The sequence below is a fragment of the Luteimonas sp. A649 genome (assembly GCF_054072735.1).
Window position 1 is genome coordinate 1 of sequence record NZ_JBSVRQ010000012.1, and the last position, 2,126, is coordinate 2,126.

A 2,126-nucleotide genomic window follows, 5' to 3' on the forward strand; every position below is an offset into this window, starting at 1 on the left:
CATGGCAGATACAGCTTGCCATGTGGTTAGCTCCACTACGCGTCTCGGCTTAACTCAGGCGTTAGGCCTTGTTTCCCGCACTGTCGGTGGCAAGGTCCAAGCGGTCTCGAGCATTTCGCTCATCCACGGCATTTGCACCTCGCACGCGCGGTGGTGGCATCGGCAGCCGGCCCTGAAACACCTCGGCTTCGGACAGGCGCGACCCTCCGCAAGACTCGACCTGCCGAGCCGGCCTCGGCCAGGACGCGGTGTGAGTTCTTGGCCACGCGAGCCGACTTACTTGGCCCCGGTCGCCCCAAGTGCCAGCCCAGGCTCTCCGGCAAGACTTGTTGTACTGTTCGGCTCAGGGGTTGGGCCGCCGCAAATCCGGCACGGGGTGCCAGGCATCGTCGGCCTAACAAGTCGTTCAAGCCGAAGCCGCTTCGTTACGCAAACCACATGGCAGAGAGAGCTTGCCATGTGCTTCGCTCCACTACGCGTCTCGGCTTAACTCTGGCGTTAGGCATTGCATGAAGATTCGTCGCTATCAGAAATATGATTGGAATCGGATCTGCGAGATTCATGATCTAGCTCGCATGGATGAACTTCGGGGAGCAAATCTAGAGGAGGCTTTCCTGCCACTTGAAGTAGCCGCAGAAAGAGAGGGCCTCTTTGACTACGACCTTCTTGTTGCAGATAAGGATGGTTTAGTTCTGGGCTTCGTGGCCTATGGCAACGATGAGCTCACATGGCTGTATGTAGATCCGGCCTTCTACCGCAAAGGTCTCGGGCGGCTCTTGGCGAGAGCAGCTCTTGAAGAGCGCCCAGGCGGACTCTGCATTGAAGTACTTAAAGGAAATGACGCTGCCTTAGACTTCTACAAGTCCATTGGCTTTGTGGAGTCGAGGACCGTTAGTGGTCGGATGCCCGGCAATGAGACGTATCCCGTCGTCGTTCACTGCTTATCTTATGGCAGCAATGCCTAACAATTCATTCAAGCCGACACCGCTTCGCGGCGCGGCTTAATTCTGGCGTTAGCGCTCAGGGGGGGGGGCTGACAATGCTGCTGACATTTCAAGAAGCGATTGAGGACTCTGCGGCGATCACTAAGCGCCACCTGTTGTTGGGGAATGGCTTCAGCATTGCATGTAAGCCAGACATATTTCGCTACGGAAAGCTCTACGAACAAGCAAACTTTGACGCACACTCAAGAACCGCAAGAGTAGGGTTCAATGCGCTGGAAACACAGGATTTTGAGCGCGTAATTAGGACACTACGCGATAGTGCCAAGATTGCTGCTGGCTACGGTGTAGACGCAGCAACCTGCGAAACGTTGAGGGCTGACGCGGAAGCACTCAAGAACCTTCTTGTTGACACTATCTCAGCAAGTCACCCGGCTTGGCCAGGAGAGCTTTCTGAAGATCAGTACGCATCATGTCGCCAGTTCCTATCCCACTTTTCTTACACCTACACATTCAACTACGACCTTCTTCTTTACTGGGTCGTAATGCACACGGAAGAGGGTCGCGACCCAACCTCCGACGATGGATTCCGAAGTGAGGAAGATAACTACGGAGGCGAATACGTAGTCTGGGATTCAACCAGCGCCCACACACAGAATCTGTTCTATTTGCACGGCGCCCTGCATCTGTTCGACACAGGGATGCAGTTGCGGAAGTACACTTGGTGCAACACAGGGGTTCGACTCGTCGAGCAAATACGCGCCGCGCTTGAAGAGGATCACTTTCCGCTCTTCGTTTCGGAAGGGGAAAGTGCGGAGAAATTCGAGAAGATCCGACACAACGACTATCTGACGAGATGCTACAAAAGCTTCTCTGCTATTGGAGGCGCCCTGTTTGTGTTTGGCCACTCATTCGCAGATAACGACGACCATTACATATCAAGGATTGGGAAAGGCAGAACGAGCCATCTGTACGTCGGCCTGCATGGTGATGAAAACTCTCCGGAAAACACAGAGATCAAGCGTCGGGCGAATGCGCTCGCACTTTCTCGTTCTCCACGCAAACCGCTAACCATCAAATTCTATGGCACGGAGACCGCGAAGGTATGGGGTTGAGCGGTGAATTCAACCACCAAGTGCGACAGTCCTGATCAGGCGCGGATTCGCTGTTCGGGCGTTTCATAGT

Annotated in this window: 2 protein-coding genes; both read left to right on the forward strand. The window is 54.5% G+C overall.

The window, feature by feature from the left end; all coding sequences use genetic code 11:
- Nucleotides 1-509 precede the first annotated feature (509 nt).
- Nucleotides 510-965, forward strand: a complete 456-nt coding sequence (locus ACW5E8_RS14725; RefSeq protein ID WP_456966291.1) for an N-acetyltransferase family protein — start codon at nt 510-512, stop codon at nt 963-965.
- Nucleotides 966-1,039: 74 nt separating this feature from the next.
- Nucleotides 1,040-2,056: a DUF4917 family protein gene (locus tag ACW5E8_RS14730; protein ID WP_456966292.1), complete on the forward strand. Its 1,017-nt coding sequence runs from the start codon at nt 1,040-1,042 to the stop codon at nt 2,054-2,056.
- The last annotated feature ends 70 nt before the right edge of the window (nt 2,057-2,126 follow it).

Coding starts and splice junctions, on each gene's coding strand:
- ACW5E8_RS14725 (WP_456966291.1), top strand. CDS start 510: ATGAAGATTCGTCGCTATCAGAAATATGATTGGAATCGGATCTGCGAG.
- ACW5E8_RS14730 (WP_456966292.1), top strand. CDS start 1,040: ATGCTGCTGACATTTCAAGAAGCGATTGAGGACTCTGCGGCGATCACT.